Origin of the sequence: Pseudomonas lini (assembly GCF_001042905.1) — a bacterium.
Taxonomy (GTDB): Bacteria; Pseudomonadota; Gammaproteobacteria; order Pseudomonadales; family Pseudomonadaceae; genus Aquipseudomonas; species Aquipseudomonas lini.
This window is the reverse complement of record NZ_JYLB01000006.1, coordinates 1-17,764: the sequence shown is the minus strand read 5'-3', so window position 1 is coordinate 17,764 and position 17,764 is coordinate 1. Positions and strand designations below refer to the sequence as shown.

At 55.5% G+C, this 17,764-nt stretch carries 13 protein-coding genes and 1 pseudogene; 11 read left to right on the top strand and 3 right to left on the bottom strand.

Annotated features, from left to right (window positions below):
• Positions 1 to 107 precede the first annotated feature (107 nt).
• The 3 genes from TU81_RS18250 to TU81_RS18240 all read right to left on the bottom strand — a co-directional run bounded on the left by TU81_RS18250 (position 108) and on the right by TU81_RS18240 (position 1,428).
• The gene (locus TU81_RS18250) at positions 108 to 371 is read right to left on the bottom strand and encodes a hypothetical protein (RefSeq protein WP_038983576.1); all 264 of its coding nucleotides are present in this window, start codon (positions 369 to 371) and stop codon (positions 108 to 110) included.
• 88 nt (positions 372 to 459) lie between these two features.
• Positions 460 to 993, bottom strand: a complete 534-nt coding sequence (locus tag TU81_RS18245) for a hypothetical protein (RefSeq protein ID WP_038980618.1) — start codon at positions 991 to 993, stop codon at positions 460 to 462.
• Positions 994 to 1,020: 27 nt separating this feature from the next.
• Positions 1,021 to 1,428 (bottom strand): hypothetical protein, encoded by a 408-nt coding sequence (locus TU81_RS18240; RefSeq protein WP_217450427.1) that lies wholly within the window; start codon positions 1,426 to 1,428, stop codon positions 1,021 to 1,023.
• A 248-nt stretch (positions 1,429 to 1,676) separates the two neighbouring features.
• Here TU81_RS18240 and TU81_RS18230 point away from each other — a divergent pair, with 248 nt between their 5' ends.
• From TU81_RS18230 to TU81_RS18180, 11 genes and pseudogenes are all read left to right on the top strand, one after another.
• Positions 1,677 to 3,620 carry a type VI secretion system Vgr family protein gene (locus TU81_RS18230; protein ID WP_038980617.1) on the top strand — a complete coding sequence of 648 codons (1,944 nt, stop codon included), beginning with the start codon at positions 1,677 to 1,679 and terminating at the stop codon, positions 3,618 to 3,620.
• 15 nt (positions 3,621 to 3,635) lie between these two features.
• Positions 3,636 to 4,070 carry a DcrB-related protein gene (locus tag TU81_RS18225; RefSeq protein WP_038980616.1) on the top strand — a complete coding sequence of 145 codons (435 nt, stop codon included), beginning with the start codon at positions 3,636 to 3,638 and terminating at the stop codon, positions 4,068 to 4,070.
• Positions 4,071 to 4,083: 13 nt separating this feature from the next.
• Positions 4,084 to 8,562 carry an RHS repeat-associated core domain-containing protein gene (locus TU81_RS18220; RefSeq protein WP_080772076.1) on the top strand — a complete coding sequence of 1,493 codons (4,479 nt, stop codon included), beginning with the start codon at positions 4,084 to 4,086 and terminating at the stop codon, positions 8,560 to 8,562.
• Positions 8,562 to 8,939 (top strand): hypothetical protein, encoded by a 378-nt coding sequence (locus TU81_RS18215; protein ID WP_050681689.1) that lies wholly within the window; start codon positions 8,562 to 8,564, stop codon positions 8,937 to 8,939. The genes TU81_RS18220 and TU81_RS18215 overlap by 1 nt, the downstream gene beginning before the upstream one ends.
• A gap of 20 nt (positions 8,940 to 8,959) precedes the next feature.
• Positions 8,960 to 9,241: a hypothetical protein gene (locus TU81_RS18210; RefSeq protein WP_038983572.1), complete on the top strand. Its 282-nt coding sequence runs from the start codon at positions 8,960 to 8,962 to the stop codon at positions 9,239 to 9,241.
• Between the two features lie 95 nt (positions 9,242 to 9,336).
• Positions 9,337 to 13,749 carry an RHS repeat-associated core domain-containing protein gene (locus TU81_RS18205; protein WP_167344824.1) on the top strand — a complete coding sequence of 1,471 codons (4,413 nt, stop codon included), beginning with the start codon at positions 9,337 to 9,339 and terminating at the stop codon, positions 13,747 to 13,749.
• Positions 13,750 to 13,751: 2 nt separating this feature from the next.
• Positions 13,752 to 14,222: a hypothetical protein gene (locus TU81_RS18200; RefSeq protein WP_048396226.1), complete on the top strand. Its 471-nt coding sequence runs from the start codon at positions 13,752 to 13,754 to the stop codon at positions 14,220 to 14,222.
• Between the two features lie 10 nt (positions 14,223 to 14,232).
• Entirely contained in the window at positions 14,233 to 14,616 is a 384-nt protein-coding gene (locus TU81_RS18195) for a hypothetical protein (protein ID WP_048396225.1), read from the top strand.
• Between the two features lie 222 nt (positions 14,617 to 14,838).
• A complete protein-coding gene (locus TU81_RS18190) occupies positions 14,839 to 15,849 on the top strand; it encodes a hypothetical protein (protein ID WP_048396224.1) in 1,011 nt (336 codons plus the stop codon).
• A gap of 106 nt (positions 15,850 to 15,955) precedes the next feature.
• The gene (locus TU81_RS18185; RefSeq protein ID WP_048396223.1) at positions 15,956 to 16,237 is read left to right on the top strand and encodes a hypothetical protein; all 282 of its coding nucleotides are present in this window, start codon (positions 15,956 to 15,958) and stop codon (positions 16,235 to 16,237) included.
• 4 nt (positions 16,238 to 16,241) lie between these two features.
• Positions 16,242 to 17,764: pseudogene (locus tag TU81_RS18180) on the top strand (RHS domain-containing protein); the annotation flags it as partial.

The window sequence follows — 17,764 nt, the reverse complement described above, 5'->3', positions numbered from 1 at the left end:
GCGTTGTGTCAGCCAACATCAATGTCGCTGACAGATTGCATTCGCGAGCAAGCCCGCTCCCACACTTGATCCGGTTCCGGCAGGTGAAAAATGGCGCGTGCCCATCATCAGATGGCGGTGCCACGGTTGGTACCCGGCTGGACAATCAACAGTTCGTCCAGTTCACGCTTCCTGCAACGCATAACAAACCGCAGCGCAGCATCCGGGTCACGCTTAAAAAGATCAAAGGTCGCGCGATCAACTTCATAGTATTCCTCGTAGTCGACCATGCCGTTGCTGACCGGTATAGATACGTAAAATCGGCCCGAGTCTTGCTCGAAGCCCACGGAGAACATGTGTTCGCGACTTACCAAAACATCTTGAAATTTCACAGTCATCTCTAAAACGCTAATACCGTTCAACCGAAGTCGTTTAGTGAAATGCTTCCGACATCGATTACCGCCAGCGATCCATAACTCATCAGATATTGGCAGGCACGTAGTCCGGTCCTCCAAGCTTGTCCCTGACGTTCAGGGCGGTACGCATCAACGGCTCCCATAAACCGTTCTCGCTGTTCCAACTGCCACCAGCCCAACGTGTATCCAGGATAAGCGCTGCCTTATTGATCTCAAGCTGCCTTCGAAGGGCCAAGGCCACGGACCCCATGTCGATTTCGAACAGCTCGGCATAGAGCCCCTCGGGCTCCTCGCGCTTTTGGCTCAGGCAAAAAAGGTAATACCAAACCCAGCCCGCTGCGGCATAGATCGCCCGATTACGATCGGGGTAGGTCGCGAGAATCTTGAGAAAAGCCGCCACGAAGCGTGCGGGGAAGTTGGCGTCGCGGGTCTGCTGCCAGTAACGCAACACCAGCAAATCGAAGGCCACGAAGATATTTTGCGGTTCCTCGTAGTCGTTTTTGGCTTCTTGAAAGTAGAACGGCTCGCCTACGAGGAATTTATCCAATTCGTCATAGGCCAGGGCAAGCAGCAATACATTGTCTAGATTGGTACTCATTGAAAACTCTCCCCTTGTTGCCATGACTCAGGCGTCCGTAAGAAGGTATTGGCCGGGCTGCGTCCACGAGACTCTCAAATACTTACCGCTCAGCAAACCCATGTCCCGAAAGTATTCAAAGACTTCAGACGGACACCATTCCTTACCCGCCGAAAAGGCCACTCTCAGTAAACGTAGAGCATCCAATACCTTGGCCTTCTGCGTGCCGTCCGGGACATCCAAAAAATAAACATCATTCTCTGCCGTCTTCGAAAACCCGATAGCATGCAAAGCGGCGTCCAGCGTGCGATCAATAATTCGAACGCGAATTGAGTCAGCGTCTGCTTTTTCCACGTACGCCCTTAGCGCTTCACCAGGCTCAAAAATATTGATGCTCTGGTCCTGCCATGTATCGGGGACTTCAAGATCAGCTTCTTGAATGCGGTAAGAGGTCACAGTAATCGCCTTCCATGGACGTGAGGTGACGCGCGGAGGAGCAGATATTCAGGTAATGCTTGGTAACAATCAAGAACCTGGTTCCTCTCCCTCAACTAACGAACTACATTATGGCTTCAGCGCCACCGCCCCTGGCGGTCGCGCGCCTCTGTACGAGCTGCCGAAGGCTGCGATCTCTTGATATTTAAAGTCAAAAGGCTGCAATCTTCGGCAGCGTCAAAAGGATTGCGGCAGCGATAAGGACGACCATGTTATTCAACCAAGCCTCACGCCTGGCAAAGATCACCAGCCCTCTGGGACCTGAAGTGCTGTTGCTCAAGGACATGGGCGGCGGCGAAGAGTTGGGGCGGCTGTTCAACTATGAGTTGCAGCTGCACTCGCTGGACAATGCCATCGACCTCAACCAGTTGCTCGGCAAACCCATGTGCCTGAGCCTGCAACTGGACGACGGTGGTGAGCGCTATTTCCATGGCATCGTTGCCCGTTGCAGCCAGAACGTCGACCAGGGCCAGTTCGCCAGCTACCAGGCCACGCTACGTCCCTGGCTATGGCTGCTGACCCGCACCTCCGATTGCCGGATTTTCCAGAACCTGACCATCCCGCAAATCATCAAACAGGTTTTTCGCGACCTGGGTTTTTCCGACTTCGAAGATGCCCTGAGCCGGCCCTATCGCGAGTGGGAATACTGCGTGCAGTATCGCGAAACCAGCTTCGATTTCGTCAGCCGCCTGATGGAACAGGAAGGGATCTACTACTTCTTCCGCCATGAACAGGGTCGTCATGTGCTGGTGTTGGCCGATGCCTACGGCGCCCACACCAGCGTGCCCGGCTACGCGTCGGTGCCCTACTACCCCAAGAATGAACAGCAGCGCGAACGCGATCACATCCACGATTGGCGCCTGGCCCAGGAAGTCCAGCCGGGCTCGCTGGAACTCAACGACTATGACTTCCAGCGCCCCAGCGCGCGAATTGACGTGCGCTCGGCCATGCCTCGTCCGCACACCGCCGGCGACTATCCACTGTACGACTATCCCGGCACCTATGTGCAAAGCGCAGACGGCGAACATTACGCCCGCACCCGCATCGAAGCCTTGCAGACGCTGCACGAACAGGTCGAGTTCGCCGGCAACGCTCGGGGCTTGGGGTCAGGACATTTGTTCAGCCTCACGGGCTTCAGCCGCCAGGACCAGAACCGCGAATACCTGATCGCCGGCGCCCGTTACTACGTCTCCCAGGAAAGCGGGGAAACCGGCGGCGCAGGCGCTTCGGCGCAGTTCGAAAGCAGCCTGACCTGCATCGACGCCCAACAAAGCTACCGCCCCCTGCCCAACACCCACCGCCCCATCGTCAAAGGCCCGCAGACCGCACTGGTGGTTGGCCCCAAGGGCGAGGAAATCTGGACCGACCAGTTCGGCCGGGTGAAAGTGCATTTCTATTGGGACCGCCACGACCAGTCCAACGAAAACAGCTCGTGCTGGATTCGCGTGTCGCAATCCTGGGCCGGTAAAAATTGGGGCTCGATGCAGATCCCACGGATCGGCCAGGAAGTGATCGTCAGCTTCCTCGAGGGCGACCCGGACCGGCCGATCATCACCGGCCGCGTCTACAACGCCGAACAAACCGTGCCCTACGACTTGCCGGAAAACGCCACCCAGAGCGGCATGAAAAGCCGTTCAAGCAAGGGCGGCTCACCGGCGAATTTCAACGAAATCCGCATGGAAGACAAAAAAGGCGCCGAGCAGCTGTACATCCATGCCGAGCGCAATCAGGACATCGTGGTCGAGGTGGATGAAAGCCACTCGGTGGGCCACGACCGCAACAAGAGCATCGGGCATAACGAGACGGTGACCATCGGTCATACGCGTCTGCGTGCGGTCAAGGATGAAGACATCCTGCTGGTTGGCCGCAAGAAAACGGACAGCATCGGCACCAGTTACGTTATAGAAGTGGGAGAGAACCTGCGCCTGGTATGCGGCAAAAGTATTCTGGAGCTCAACGCCAGCGGTCAAATCAACCTCAGCGGTGTACAAATCGATTTTTATGCCAAGGGTGACGCCCAGTTCAATACAGGCGGGGTACTGCACCTTAATAATGGCGGCGAAGCTGGCGCTACACCTGATGGCCAAGGCATCAAAGCCAATATCAAGGCTGGCGTGGACGCGATGTTTCCCCAGCCCAAAGGCAATTCATAAAGAGATCTCGGCTCCATGACCTATCGCATCAACGAACTCCAATTCAACCTGCCTACAGGTGAACTGCAAGACGCGACAATCAACATCTTGAAGTTTCCCGAACTAGGAACTTCATTAATCGTCAGTCGCAGCCTTCTCGCTGATGGCGAGACCTTGCAAAGCAATCTCGACAGCCAGCTCAAGCGACTCGAACAACAGGTTCAGGAGCTGCGCTATCAACCTGGTCAGCCAGTGCGTTTGGGGGCAGCTCAAGAAATCGAAGGCATCGAGCTGCGCAGCCAGTTTCACAAAGGCAACGAAAAGGTATTCCAGTACCAATTGGCGCTTGTGCTGCCCGGCACTCGCAAGTTACTTGCCCTCAGTTACGTAAAGGCCCAAAAGCTGGGAGATGCCGAAGCTGCACACTGGGCGACTATCAAGAACTCGTTACAGTTCGATGTCGTCACGTAGATGAGTACTTGTTATGTCTGATGCACTCTGGGCTGCTCGCCTTGGCGATGCGCTGACGCATACGTCGATGATGGCCGACATCCTCGGCGGAGTACTCGAAGTAGCAGCAAACGTAGCAATCACCGCACTGGCGACGGCTGCGGTGGCCGCAGCAGCAGGTATTACCCTCGCCACCGCCGGTATCGGTGGCTGCATCCTCTGTGCGGTGGTCGGGCTAGTTGTCGGCATGGCGATGAGCAAGACCGGGGCAGACAAAGGGCTGAGCAAAATGTGCGAAGACCTTGCCAATGCAATTTTCCCACCGACGATCCAGGCCAACATCGCTGTCGGCTCACCCAACACTTTAATCAATTCGATCCCCGCAGCACGAGCAGCCGGCATAGCACCAGCCAAACTCGAAGCCTCAGGCACGCTAGAACTTGAGCCCCCTCCAGAAGATGCTAGCGCGCCAGAACCAGGATTTCTGGATATAGCCGAGGGGTTCTTTTCACAGCTGTGGCGACCGACCGTCGCTAGCCCCGCACCGGGCGTCGTGCCGCGCATGACGGACTTTATTGCTTGCACCCGTCACCCTCCGATGCCGCCCCAACTACTGGCCGAAGGTTCGGAAAAAGTAACCATCAACGGTCAGCCTGCGGTACGCAGTGGTGACCGTAGTATGTGTGACGCAACAGTGGTTTCTTCCGGACTGATTTCACCCAACGTGACCATCGGAGGTGGCACGGTAGTTGTTCAGGAAATTCGAAGTGGCAAGACACCAGGGGTTGGCCTGGCAATCGAAGCATTGATGTTGCTCAAGGGTGCCAAGGGCAAGACATTGAGCAATCTGCCGTGCCTGCTGCTTGGTGCCGTAGGTTCTTATGCTGTAAGCCAGGCTATGGGAGCGGCCGCCAATGCTGCTGTCGGTTCACCCAACCCTGTTCATGCAGCTTTGGGTGCCAAGGTCCTAGGCGCAGATAATGAGCTGGACTTCGTGTTGCCAGGGCATCTGCCTATCGGTTGGCAACGCTTCTACAACAGCCGCGACGACCGCCGAGATGGGCTGTTCGGTGCGGGCTGGAGTGTCCCGTATGAAATCAGCGTGCAAGTACAGCCCCACCCCGATGGGGGTGAACAGCTGATTTACACCGATGAGCAAGGACGACGCATAGAAATCGGTTCATTGCCGCCGGGTAGCGCAATGTTTAGCTCCGGTGAGGGGCTGGGCTTTCGTCGTCATCGCAACGGCCAATTGTTGATCGACAGCGAGGACGGACTGTATCGGCTGTTTGATCCCACACCAGGGACACCTTCGCTGTTGCGCCTGAGCCAATTGGGCGACCGCAATGACAATCGCATCTATCTTGACTATGACGAAACCGGGCGCATCAGCCGACTGCGTGACACCTTCGATCTGGTTCGGGTCGAACTGATCTACGACAAGCAATGGCCCCGACGGGTCCGCCAGATCGAAAGGCTATACGCAGATCAACGAAGGGAAGTGCTGACGAGCTACACCTATGATCCACAGGGTGATCTGGCAGAAGCCCAGGATGCAGGCGGCCAAGTCCAGAGACGCTTTGTCTATGACGAAAACCGTCGGATGGTGGAGCACCAGTTGCCTACTGGACTACGTTGTTTTTACCAATGGGCTTTGCTGGAGGATACCGAGTGGCGGGTCGTCAGGCACTGGACCGACGAGGGTGACGAATACCAATTCCACTACGATCTTCAGGCTGGTATCACAACGATCACCGACAGCCTGCAAAGAACCAGCACGCGTAAATGGAACCGGCAGCACCAGATCACTGAATACACCGATAACCTGGGTCTGACCTGGCAATTCGAGTGGAATGACGAGCGTCAGTTACTCAACGCGACCGACCCTGCAGGCGGCCGGTATGAGTACAGTTACGATGAATCTGGCAATCTCACCGAGACCCTCGACCCTGCAGGTCGCCGGGAATCGATAGCGTGGCTGGAACATTGGGCGCTCCCGCTGACGCAAGTCGACAAGGGTGGCAACTGCTGGCAATTCCTTTATGACTCGCGTGGCAATTGCATCAAGGAAACTGACCCGCTGGGACATGCCACCCAATATCGCTATGACGCCCATGGTCAGGCCGTGGAAATCATTGACGCTATCGGAAAGTCCAAGAAGCTACGCTGGAACACCTTGGGCCAACTCGTAGAACATATTGATTGCTCCAACCAGCCAACCCGTTTCAGCTACGACAATCGCGGATACCTGCAAACCACCACGAATGCACTGGGCGAGCATACTCACTATCGGTATGACATCCGTGGGCGCTTGATCGAGCGACAGCTGCCGGACGGTCGCACAGAACATTTCCAGCGTGATGCCATTGGTCAACTGATCGGTTACAAGGATCCCGCAGGACACCTGATCAGCTATCAACATAATCGTCGGGGACAAGTCAGCCAACGCCGCGACGCGCATGGCCGTGCTGTGCAATTCAGTTATGACCGTTTCGGACGCCTGCAGGCGCTAATCAACGAGAACAACGAACGCTATCGGTTCGAGTGGGATGCGGGCAACCGCTTGAGCGCACAGTACAACCTCGACGGAAGTGCGCACCGCTATATCTATGATTCACTCAGTCAGGTTGCTCTCGCCGAGACAACTCCAGCACCTTCGAACGACCCACTGTCCCAAGAGTCTGTGGGCTCCATCGTGCATCGCATGGAACGAGACCCCGTCGGGCGCTTGCTGAGAAAGATAACGGAGGATGGAAGAACCGAATACGCCTACGATGCGGCGGGAAAAATAGCCGGGATCGTTTTCATCGACCATCAGGGAAATGAACAAAAACTCGCCTTTGCCTACGATGCTATGGGGCATTTAATCGAAGAGCATTGTTCTGGCGCGAGCCTGCATCACCGCTACGATGAACTTGGCAATCTGATTCAAACGTTGCTACCTGATGGTCGATGGGTCAATCGGCTGTATTACGGTAGCGGCCACCTGCACCAGCTCAATTTGGATGGGCAGGTGATCAGCGATTTCGAGCGAGATCGCCTGCACCGAGAAGTACTGCGTACACAAGGTCAAATCACGACTCGCAGCGAATATGGTCAAAACGGCCGCTTGCGCACACGCACCCACAGGCCGACAGGCCAGCCATCACAACTGCCTGCTTCTGCTCAACAGCACTTCGATTACGATGCCAGTGACAACCTGATCGAGCGTATTGAACAGCAGCCAGCTGGCCAGTTGCGCCAATTACTGCATTACGACGCCAGCGGCCGAATTGTAGCGAGCCAGAACGGTACGCAGGGCCAGAGCGAAACATTCGCCTATGACGCCGCTGCAAACCTGCTCGACGGTCCACCGTCGGGTTCGGGCTTGGTAAAGCACAACAAACTACTGACTTACCAGGACAAACGTTATCGATACGACGCCTTTGGACGTTTGATCGAGAAACGCAGTGTCAGCCGGGGAACCCAACACTTCAGATACGACGCAGAAAGTCGGTTGATTGAGGTACGCAATCGCCAAGGCACCGCTGAAACAGTAGTGACAATGGCCTACGATCCGCTCGGGCGTCGCGTAGAAAAGACCGAATGCAGTGGCGATGGGCATCTGCTGGGAAAAACCCGGTTCAGTTGGGATGCCCTGCAGTTATTGCAAGAGCACCGAAACGAACTGACCAGCCTGTACTTGTACGTCGACAACAGCTACGAACCGTTGGCCAGAGTTGATGGTACCGGCCCCCAACAAAAATTTCGCTATTACCACAACGACCTTAATGGCCTGCCCGAACGGCTTGTGGAAGCAGACGGCCAGCCGATCTGGCAGGCACGTTATCGGACATGGGGCGACACGTTCGAAGAAATACGCGAAGCGCATTACATCGAAGAACAGAATCTGCGTTACCAAGGGCAATATCTGGATCGCGAAACAGGACTGCATTACAACACATTCCGTTTTTACGATCCGCAAATCGGACGGTTCATCACGCCAGACCCCTTGGGTTTAGTAGGAGGAATCAACCTCTATTGCTATGCTCCCAACCCGTTCACCTGGATGGACCCCCTGGGTCTGGCCACTGATGCTGGAACGACCACCTTTTACCATGCCGGTGATATTCAAGGTCCTATTGACCCCTCAAAGGGTAGAGGAGGCCTGGACTTTGACCCGGCAGGTAAAGGAGGTTTCTATGTAACGACTGACAAGGCACAGGCTGTGGAGTGGGCAGCGATGAGGGACCATCCGACTATTACACAATTCGATGTTCCCAACTCGGAACTGGCCAAATTGAACATCAAGACATTCGACTCCCCCAATGGCGAATGGGGAGAGTTCGTTACCAAGGGACGTCAAGGCACACTCGATCACAGCCATGATGCGGTCAGTGGCCCCATGCTCAGGAACTCAACACCGGTTAAATTCAAGGGAGCGACGCCCAAACCGAAGGGGAGTCAGTTTGCCATTTATTCGAAAAAAGCAGCCGCACTCTTCGACCGATTCAAAATTAAAGGTTGTTCATGATGCACAGAGATAATTTTGTCGATGGGATGGTTTTCCAAGATGATGATGACCCGGCTGAAACGGTTATTTTCAACATGCGTAGTTGGGTCGAAGTCATCCGAGGAATTATTGTCCACTATGCCAACAGGACCGAAGCGGAAGCCGATTCGCAGATGGCTGCTGCGCCTGTAATAAACACGCCTGTCACTAACTACATGGCTGTCATTTCAAGGAGCCACGAACTGGAGTACCACTGGGCCATGTTGATAGCCTATGGAGAACAATATTGGTCCACCCAAGGAATCAGCCCAGAACCTCCCGAAGACTATCTTGAGTGGGAAACCAATTACCGGACCAAACATAAGCTGGCACAAGAAAGCTTTGTATTCAGTGAGTAGTGAGCGCACGGGCCTTGAAGGTGGAACAACTGGAAGACGATTACCCTGGCGATGCCGAATGGCAAGTGCTTGTGCGGTTATACGAAGAGGACTATCTCAACGACAACGCCCGCACCCTGGCGAAACGACTGGATGGCAACCTCGATATGGCGGTCATTCTCTACGGTAAAAGAGGGCTCAAGGAAGGGTTGTGGTGGGTAGAACAGCAGGTGCCAGCCTTGGATAACATACGGCCAGCCGATTGCCTCAAGGATCCGAAGCTGATCAAACGCCTGAGGACTGCGCTAATGCGCATGCCGTAACGACAAGGATAGAAGTGCAATGGAAGGCATCGAATTGCGTCACAAGCGCAACGATTACACAGCCGTCAGACGCTTATGCCGGATGAACATCCCGCATGTCTGACGCGCTCTGGGCCGCCCGGCTGGGTGATGCACTGAACCATACCTCGATGATGGCTGACATCCTCGGCGGTGTGCTGGAGGTGGCAGCCAACATCGCGATTACCGCGCTGGCCACTGCCGCCGTGGTGGCGGCCACCGGCATCACGGTCGTCACCGGCGGGTTGGGTTGCATCGTGCTCGGCCTGGTAGTGGGCACGGTCGTCGGCCTTGCCATGAGCAAGACCGGAGCCGACAAGGGCTTAAGCAACTGGTGCGAGAAGATCAGCAACGCGCTGTTTCCGCCCACGGTGCAGGCGAACATCCTCACCGGCTCCACCAACACCCTCACCAATAACATGCCCGCCGCTCGGGCCGCCGGGGCGATCCCGTCCCATGTCGCGCCGGCCGGCACCGAGCTGGAGGCGCCCGAGCCGGAAGCTTCAGAAGCCAGTTACCTGGACATGGCCGAAAGCTTCTTCTCCCAGATGTGGCGCCCCACCGTTGCCACCCCGGCACCCGGCGCGGTGCCCAAGCCGCTGGACCTGCTCGTCTGCATGAAGCATCCGCCGATGCCGCCGCAGTTCATGGCCGAGGGCTCGGACAAGGTCACCATCAACGGCCAGCCCGCCGTGCGCAGCGGCGATCGCAGCACCTGCGATGCCAAGGTCGTATCGTCCGGGCTGATTTCCTCCAACGTGACCATTGGCGGCGGTTCGGTGGTGGTGCGCGAGATCCGCAGCGGCAAGACCCCGGGCGTGGGCCTGGCGGTCACTGCGTTGCTGATGCTCAAGGGTGGCAAAGGCAAGTTCTTCAGCAAATTGCCGTGCATGCTGGTCGGTGGCGCGACGTCGATGGCCGTCAGCAGCGCGATGGGGGCGATGGCCAACGCCGCCATGGGCTCGTCGAACCCGGTGCACGCCGCCACCGGGGCCAAGGTGCTGGGGGGCGATGAAGAGCTGGATTTCATGTTGCCTGGCATCTTGCCGATCGATTGGCAGCGCTTCTACAACAGCCGTGACGAGCGGCGCGACGGGTTGTTCGGCGCCGGCTGGAGCGTGTCCTACGAGGTGTGCGTTGAAATTCTGCCTCATCCGGAGGGCGGTGAAACGCTGGTCTACACCGATGAACAGGGCCGGCGCATCGACATGGGTTCGATCCCCTTGGGCGGTGCGGTGTTCAGTGCCAGTGAAGGGTTGAGTGTTCGACGCCACGTTAATGGACAACTGTTGATTGAAAGCGATGACGGGCTGTACCGGCTGTTTGACGTCACACCCGGCAACCCGTCTTTGTTGCGTCTGAATCAGCTCGGTGATCGCAATGACAACCGCATCTATCTCGACTATGACGACGTCGGACGCCTTGTAAAACTGCGCGACACCTTTGACTTGGTTCAGGTGGAATTGACCTACCTTCAGACACGGGTCAGTCAGGTGGAACGGGTCTACCCGGACCAACACCGCGAAGTGTTGGTGAGTTATGGCTACGATCAGTCAGGCAACCTGGCCGAAGTGCGTGACGCCACCGGCCAAGTGCAACGGCGCTTCAGTTACGACGCCGAACGGCGGATGGTCGAGCATCAATTGCCCACGGGGCTACGTTGCTTCTATGAATGGGCGTTAATTGAAGACCGTGAATGGCGCGTGGTCCGGCACTGGACCGACGAAGGCGACACCTACCAGTTCGACTATGACCTCGGCGTCGGTGTCACGCGCATCACCGATGGCTTGCAGCGCGTCAGTACACGACGCTGGAACACCCAGCACCAGATCACCGAATACACCGACAACCTCGGCCAGACCTGGCAGTTCGAGTGGAACGACGAGCGCCAACTGCTCAGCGCTACCGACCCACAGGGCGGACACTACGAATACAGCTACGACGACGCCGGCAACCTGATCGGTGAAACCGACCCGCTGGGTCGCAGTGACTCGACCTTGTGGCTCGAGCTCTGGGCCTTGCCGCTGGTGGAAACCGACGCCGCGGGCCACAGCTGGCAGTATCGCTACGATCAGCGCGGCAACTGCATTGCCGAAACCGATCCATTGGGCCATGTCACGCGCTACCGCTACGACCCCCACGGCCAGGTCGTCGAGATCATCGATGCCACCGGCAAAAGCAAAAAGCTGCGCTGGAATCCGTTCGGCCAATTGATCGAACACATTGATTGCTCGGGTTATCCGACGCGCTTCAACTACGACAACCGCGGCTATCTGCAAACCATCACCGACGCCCTCGGCGAACGCACCCAATTCAGCTACGACGCCCAAGGGCGGTTGCTCAGCAGCCAATTGCCGGACGGGCGCACTGAGCAATATCAGCGCGACGTCAGCGGCCAGTTGACCGGTTATACCGACCCGGCCGGGCACACCACGCTCTATCAACACAACCGTCGCGGCCAGGTGCGTCAGCGCACCGACGCCCATGGCCGGCAGGTGCAATTCGGGTATGACAGCTACGGGCGGCTGCAAGCGCTGACCAATGAGAATGGCGAAAGTTATCGGTTTGCCTGGGATGCCGGAGATCGGCTGACCGAACAACAAGACCTCGACGGCAGCGCCAAGCGCTACGCCTATGACCTGCTGGATAATGTCGTGGCGGTGACGGCCGTTCCGGCGCCTTACGGCACTGGCTTGGCCGTGGTTCCCGAGACGCCCCTGGCCCCCATCGTTCATCGACTGGAACGCGACGCTGTCGGCCGGCTGATCGCCAAACTCACCGACGATGGCCGTACCGACTACACCTACGACCCACTGGACCAACTCACCGCCGTCACCTTCACCAACCATCACGGCAACGCCCAAACCCTGAGCTTCGCCTACGATGCCCTCGGCCAGTTGCTCAAAGAACATAGCGCGGCCGGCAACCTGCACTACCACTACGACGAACTCGGCAACCTGATCCAGACCCAACTGCCCGACGGCCGCTGGATCAATCGTCTGTACTACGGCAGCGGCCACCTGCACCAGATCAACCTCGACGGCCAGGTCATCAGCGACTTCGAACGCGACCGCCTGCACCGCGAAGTGCTGCGCACCCAAGGCCAGATCAGCACCCGCAGCGAATACGACCGCAGCGGCCGCCTGCGCGCACGGCAACGCCGTCACAGTAGCCAACCCTCGCTGTTGCCGGCGGCGGTGCAAAAACACTTCGAGTACGACCCCGCCGACAACCTGATCGGCAAACTCGACCAGCAACCCGCCGCGCAACACCGCCAACTGCTGCACTACGACGCCACTGGCCGCATCATCGCCAGCCAGGACAACCTGCACGGCCAGCGCGAGACCTTCACCTACGACTCCGCCGCCAACCTGCTGGACGGCCCAGCCCCCGGCGCCGGATTGGTGGTGCACAACAAGCTGCTGACCTACCAGGACAAGCGCTACCGCTACGACGCCTTCGGCCGGATGATCGAAAAACGCAGCGCCAAGCGCGGCGTGCAACACTTCGCCTACGACGCCGAAAGCCGCTTGATCGAGGTGCGCAACGACAACGGCAGCGTGGTCAACATGGCCTACGACCCGCTGGGCCGGCGCATCGAAAAAACCGAACACGATACCAACGGCTATCCGCTCGGTGAAACCCGCTTCACCTGGGACGGCCTGCGTCTGTTGCAGGAGCATCGCCATCAACAGACCAGCCTTTACCTCTACGAAGACGAAAGTTACGAACCCCTGGCCCGCGTCGACGGTACCGGCCCGCTGCAAAAAATCCGCTATTACCACAACGACCTCAACGGCCTGCCGGAACAGCTCACCGAAGCGGACGGCCACAACGTCTGGCAGGCGACTTATCGGGTGTGGGGCAACACGTTAGAAGAGGTGCGCGAGCCGTACTACATTGAAGAGCAGAACCTGCGGTTTCAGGGGCAGTACCTGGACCGGGAGACGGGGCTGCATTTCAATACGTTCAGGTTTTATGATCCGGATGTGGGGCGGTTTACGACGCCGGATCCTATTGGGTTGGCGGGAGGGATCAATCTCTACGCCTATGCGCCGAATCCCGCAGGCTATGCCGACCCTTTAGGCCTAAGCTGTACTTCGCCAAAAGGCTTTGCCAGAAAAAATACAATAACCAGAAGATGGATTGGAAAATTATCAGGAAAAAAACCTGCTGACGTCGACGGGTATCTAGCAGCCCGAGGCTGGACAAAATCCTATCCTCAAGCTGGCAGACCTGATGCAATTCAACATGTTCAGTATGTGCGCACCACAAAATCCGGAGCCACCTATAAACTTGACTACCATCCAGGGGGCAGTTCCACCCAGAAGAACATTCACGGAAACGATTATTGGAAAGTGTACAAGGCCAATAAATCTGGAGAAGATGTTGTATTCGGCAGAATTGGACATGGCGACTTCAAAAATTACGACCTAATAAAAGACTCTCCAGTTTATGTTAATGGCACGCTCATGAATGGTGGAACTTAAATATGATTGATTTTACAGCAGACATCAAATCCAAGCACTCCGTAGCAAACATTCTATTAGGGGACAACATCTCCAGCTATATCGATGAATTATATAAGAATCATAGCATCAAGATAAAAAACTATACCTTGCCAGACAGCGAAACGAGAGTGGCCTATATAGTAAATGACACCATCACTATAGCAACCCTTTCTGACGGAACAATATTCTCAATTGGCTGCAATGTACATTACCAAGGACTTTACAGAGGAGTACTTTCTACAGGAATGTCTTTTGGCCAAATAAAAAAACTTACCAAACGTCAACGCATTTTTAATGGCTCAATAATTCTCGATGATGACTTCGGGTTTTCCTATGTGTTACCAGCTCCTTATGACGAGATAGCCGACAGCATTGAAGACATACCTCTAGATTTAATTCTAAGTGAAATATATATTTCTGACTTCTCCTCTTGGCTTAGTAGTCCGAGCTAACCGAGCCAACATGAAAAATAACTATCAACTGGAAAAACTTAAAAAATTTGAATTAGGCCCGTATGAAAGCAGAGAAACCATCTATTCACTGATGTTACAGTCAACACTTTCAGGCGGTTTCATTCAGGTACTCGACTCACTTAGAGATCTGGAGCCTCACATGACTTCAGATTACTATTATGTGGCACACAAACTGGTTGCTTACAAAGGCAAAAAAATAATTTTCAAGGGAGAACTGTGTAAAGCAGAAAAAAACGATCTCTTGAGTTTTCTTGATGATGCTGTGACTTCAGGCGATCTGCGCGAGTTATTAATCACTCCAGTTCAGGCACACCCAAACAGAAAAATAATATACATTTCAGAAGATGCGATTTATTTGTATGCGGCAGGATAATGCTAAGTGCCAGAATAAAAGTTTTCAGGCATTGCCGGAGCATGGACTTTCCCGAAAAGCCACATTGCACAAGGGTTTCAGCCTGACGGAGCCCAAAAGATGGGCTATGCCGAAGCCGCGCACTGCGCAATTATCAAGGCGGTAAAGGGGGTCTGGTTCCGAATACAAAAGGTGAGAAAGCGGTCTGGGTAAATCATGACAGCATGTGGAAAACCTTAAAAAATGGACATATTCAATCTACTTTCATACAAGCTTGAAAATTTCCTGAACATCCGGCCGTGCCCAACGAAGCTGGGCGCTGTTTTTTACGAAGAAGACGAGCCCTCGCTGCTGTCTGTCGTCGCCAGAAAACGCAACGGTTCGACCTTCTACGTGAGCCGCTGGCACGATTTGTTTTCCATAAGCGCCTTCGAAAAAACCATGTCAAAAAACGGTTTCGCAGAGTCGGATTGCTATGCCCTTCTCTTGGTCCTGTCCCGCTTTGGCTATCTGCTTGAAATCGACAACCGTCAACGAACCAACAAAGACTATTTTATTTTCTTCTACCTGATTCAACTGATCAGTTTGAAGAACAGCACTCTCGACGCGGATGCACAACTCAGGAACTACATGCTCAGGTTCCTGCTTTTCGAATTGAGTATTGACGACGAAGCGTATCGACGGTTCAGCATCAAGGATAATCAGCTGGTAATGGCTACCGACAACCTGGGGCCTGTAGTTTTTTGGGATGTTATCGACTTGGTTTACAAAGCGATCAAGTTTGATAGCAGAAAAGAACACGAATTGCTAAGCACATTGAAAAGCTATCAAACAAGCATCGTCACATTATTGACCGACCCCGACGACACAAATTACCGTTTCAAGCTTAATGATCGTCACAGCGAACTCATGTATCCCGATGTATTTTTGCACGCATACGCTAAAAACAAGAAGCAGATATTTAATGCTTTGATCGATACGATCAACCCTCTTCAATCAACGGAAAACCTGTTTATCTCCAATATTATCTTGATGAATTACTCCTTTCATATTCTGAAAAGCAAGCCTCACGAAATTCTAAAACTGAAAAAATACGTCAATGATGAGACGCTGTTCAGCAAGCTGCTAGAAGCGATAATCACTCGTCGAATGGCAATCAATAAATCATTATTCGACAAGATATCCATAGGCCAGGATCTATCCTTGATAAAAGACAATCCAGCCTCGTTCTACAATATCTTGTACAGCTTATAGAAGCCCTCACAGACGGCACCCTAAAACGTGCAGTAAAGCTCATTTGCAGCGAATGAATACGAGCAATAAGAACCTTGCCGAGCCCAAATAGCTGGATTTTTTGAAGATGGAACAACTGGAAGACGATTACCCCGGCGATGCCGATTGGCAGGATTTCGTGGATTTATATAACAAAGTCTATCTCGACGACGACGCCCGCACTTTGGCGAAACGACTGGATGGCAACCTCGATATGGCGGTCATTCTCTATGGTAAAAGAGGGCTCAAGGAAGGATTGTGGTGGATCGAACAGCAAGTGCCCGCCCTGGATAACATACGGCCAGCCGATTGCCTCAAAGATCCGAAGCTGATCAAACGACTGAGGACTGCGCTGATGCGCATGCCGTAACCGACTCTATCAACACCAGGTACGCCAGCGCACCGACGCCCATGGCCGGAGTTCGGGTATGACAGCTACGGGCTGCTGCAAGCGCTGATCAACGAAAACGGCGAAAGTTATCGGTTTGCCTGGGATGCGGGCGATCGACTGACCGAACAACAGGATCTGGGTGGCAGCGCCAAGCGCTACACCTATGACCTGCTGGATAACGTCGCGGCGGTAACGGCTGTTCCGGCGCCTTATGGCAACGGCTTGGCCATCGTCCCCGAGACGCCCCTGGCCCCCATCGTTCATCGACTGGAACGCGACGCTGTCGGCCGGCTGATCGCCAGAATCACCGACGATGGCCGCACCAACTACACCCATGACCCACTGGACCAGCTCACCGCCGTCACCTTCAGCGACCTGCAGGGCAACACACAAACCCTGAGCTTTGCCTACGACGCCCTCGGCCAGTTGCTCGAAGAACAAAGCGCAGCCGGCAGCCTGCACCACCACTACGACGAACTCGGCAACCTGATCCAGACCCAACTGCCCGACGGCCGCTGGATCAATCGTCTGTACTACGGCAGCGGCCACCTGCACCAGATCAACCTCAACGGCCAGGTCATCAGCGACTTCGAACGTGATCGCCTGCACCGCGAAGTGCTGCGCACCCAAGGCCAGATCAGCACCCGCAGCGAATACGACCGCAGCGGACGTTTACGTTCCCGCCAACGCCGACACACCAGCCAGCCATCGCTGATGCCAGCAGCGGTGCAGAAACATTTCGAGTACGACCCCGCCGACAACCTGATCGGCAAACTCGACCAGCAACCCGCCGCGCAACATCGCCAACTGCTGCACTACGACGCCACCGGCCGCATCATCGCCAGCCAGGACAGCCTGCACGGCCAGCGCGAAACCTTCGCCTACGACGCCGCCGCCAACCTGCTGGACGGCCCGCAACCCGGCGCCGGACTGGTGGTGCACAACAAACTGCTGACCTACCAGGACAAGCGTTACCGCTACGACGCCTTTGGCCGGATGATCGAAAAACGCAGCGCTAAACGGGGCCTGCAGCGCTTCGGTTATGACGCCGAGAGCCGGTTGATTGAAGTGCGCAACGAAAACGGCAGCGTGCTCAGGATGACCTACGACCCGCTGGGCCGGCGCATCGAAAAAACCGAGCACGACACCAACGGCTACCCACTCGGCGAAACCCGCTTCACCTGGGACGGCCTGCGCCTGTTGCAGGAGCATCGCCATCAACAAACCAGCCTCTACCTCTACGAAGACGAAGGTTATGAACCCCTGGCCCGCGTCGACGGCACCGGCCCGCTGCAAAAAATCCGCTACTACCACAACGACCTCAATGGCCTGCCGGAACAACTCACCGAGGCGGACGGCCACAACGTCTGGCAGGCGACTTATCGGGTGTGGGGCAACACGTTAGAAGAGGTGCGCGAGCCGTATTACATCGAAGAGCAGAACCTGCGGTTTCAGGGGCAGTACCTGGACCGGGAGACGGGGCTGCATTTCAATACGTTCAGGTTT

What these genes read in the sequence shown, in the direction of transcription:
- TU81_RS18245 (WP_038980618.1), bottom strand. Translation starts at nt 993, where the DNA reads ATGAGTACCAATCTAGACAATGTATTGCTGCTTGCCCTGGCCTATGAC.
- TU81_RS18230 (WP_038980617.1), top strand. Translation starts at nt 1,677, where the DNA reads ATGTTATTCAACCAAGCCTCACGCCTGGCAAAGATCACCAGCCCTCTG.
- TU81_RS18225 (WP_038980616.1), top strand. Translation starts at nt 3,636, where the DNA reads ATGACCTATCGCATCAACGAACTCCAATTCAACCTGCCTACAGGTGAA.
- TU81_RS18220 (WP_080772076.1), top strand. Translation starts at nt 4,084, where the DNA reads ATGTCTGATGCACTCTGGGCTGCTCGCCTTGGCGATGCGCTGACGCAT.
- TU81_RS18215 (WP_050681689.1), top strand. Translation starts at nt 8,562, where the DNA reads ATGCACAGAGATAATTTTGTCGATGGGATGGTTTTCCAAGATGATGAT.
- TU81_RS18205 (WP_167344824.1), top strand. Translation starts at nt 9,337, where the DNA reads ATGTCTGACGCGCTCTGGGCCGCCCGGCTGGGTGATGCACTGAACCAT.
- TU81_RS18200 (WP_048396226.1), top strand. Translation starts at nt 13,752, where the DNA reads ATGATTGATTTTACAGCAGACATCAAATCCAAGCACTCCGTAGCAAAC.
- TU81_RS18195 (WP_048396225.1), top strand. Translation starts at nt 14,233, where the DNA reads ATGAAAAATAACTATCAACTGGAAAAACTTAAAAAATTTGAATTAGGC.
- TU81_RS18190 (WP_048396224.1), top strand. Translation starts at nt 14,839, where the DNA reads ATGGACATATTCAATCTACTTTCATACAAGCTTGAAAATTTCCTGAAC.
- TU81_RS18185 (WP_048396223.1), top strand. Translation starts at nt 15,956, where the DNA reads ATGGAACAACTGGAAGACGATTACCCCGGCGATGCCGATTGGCAGGAT.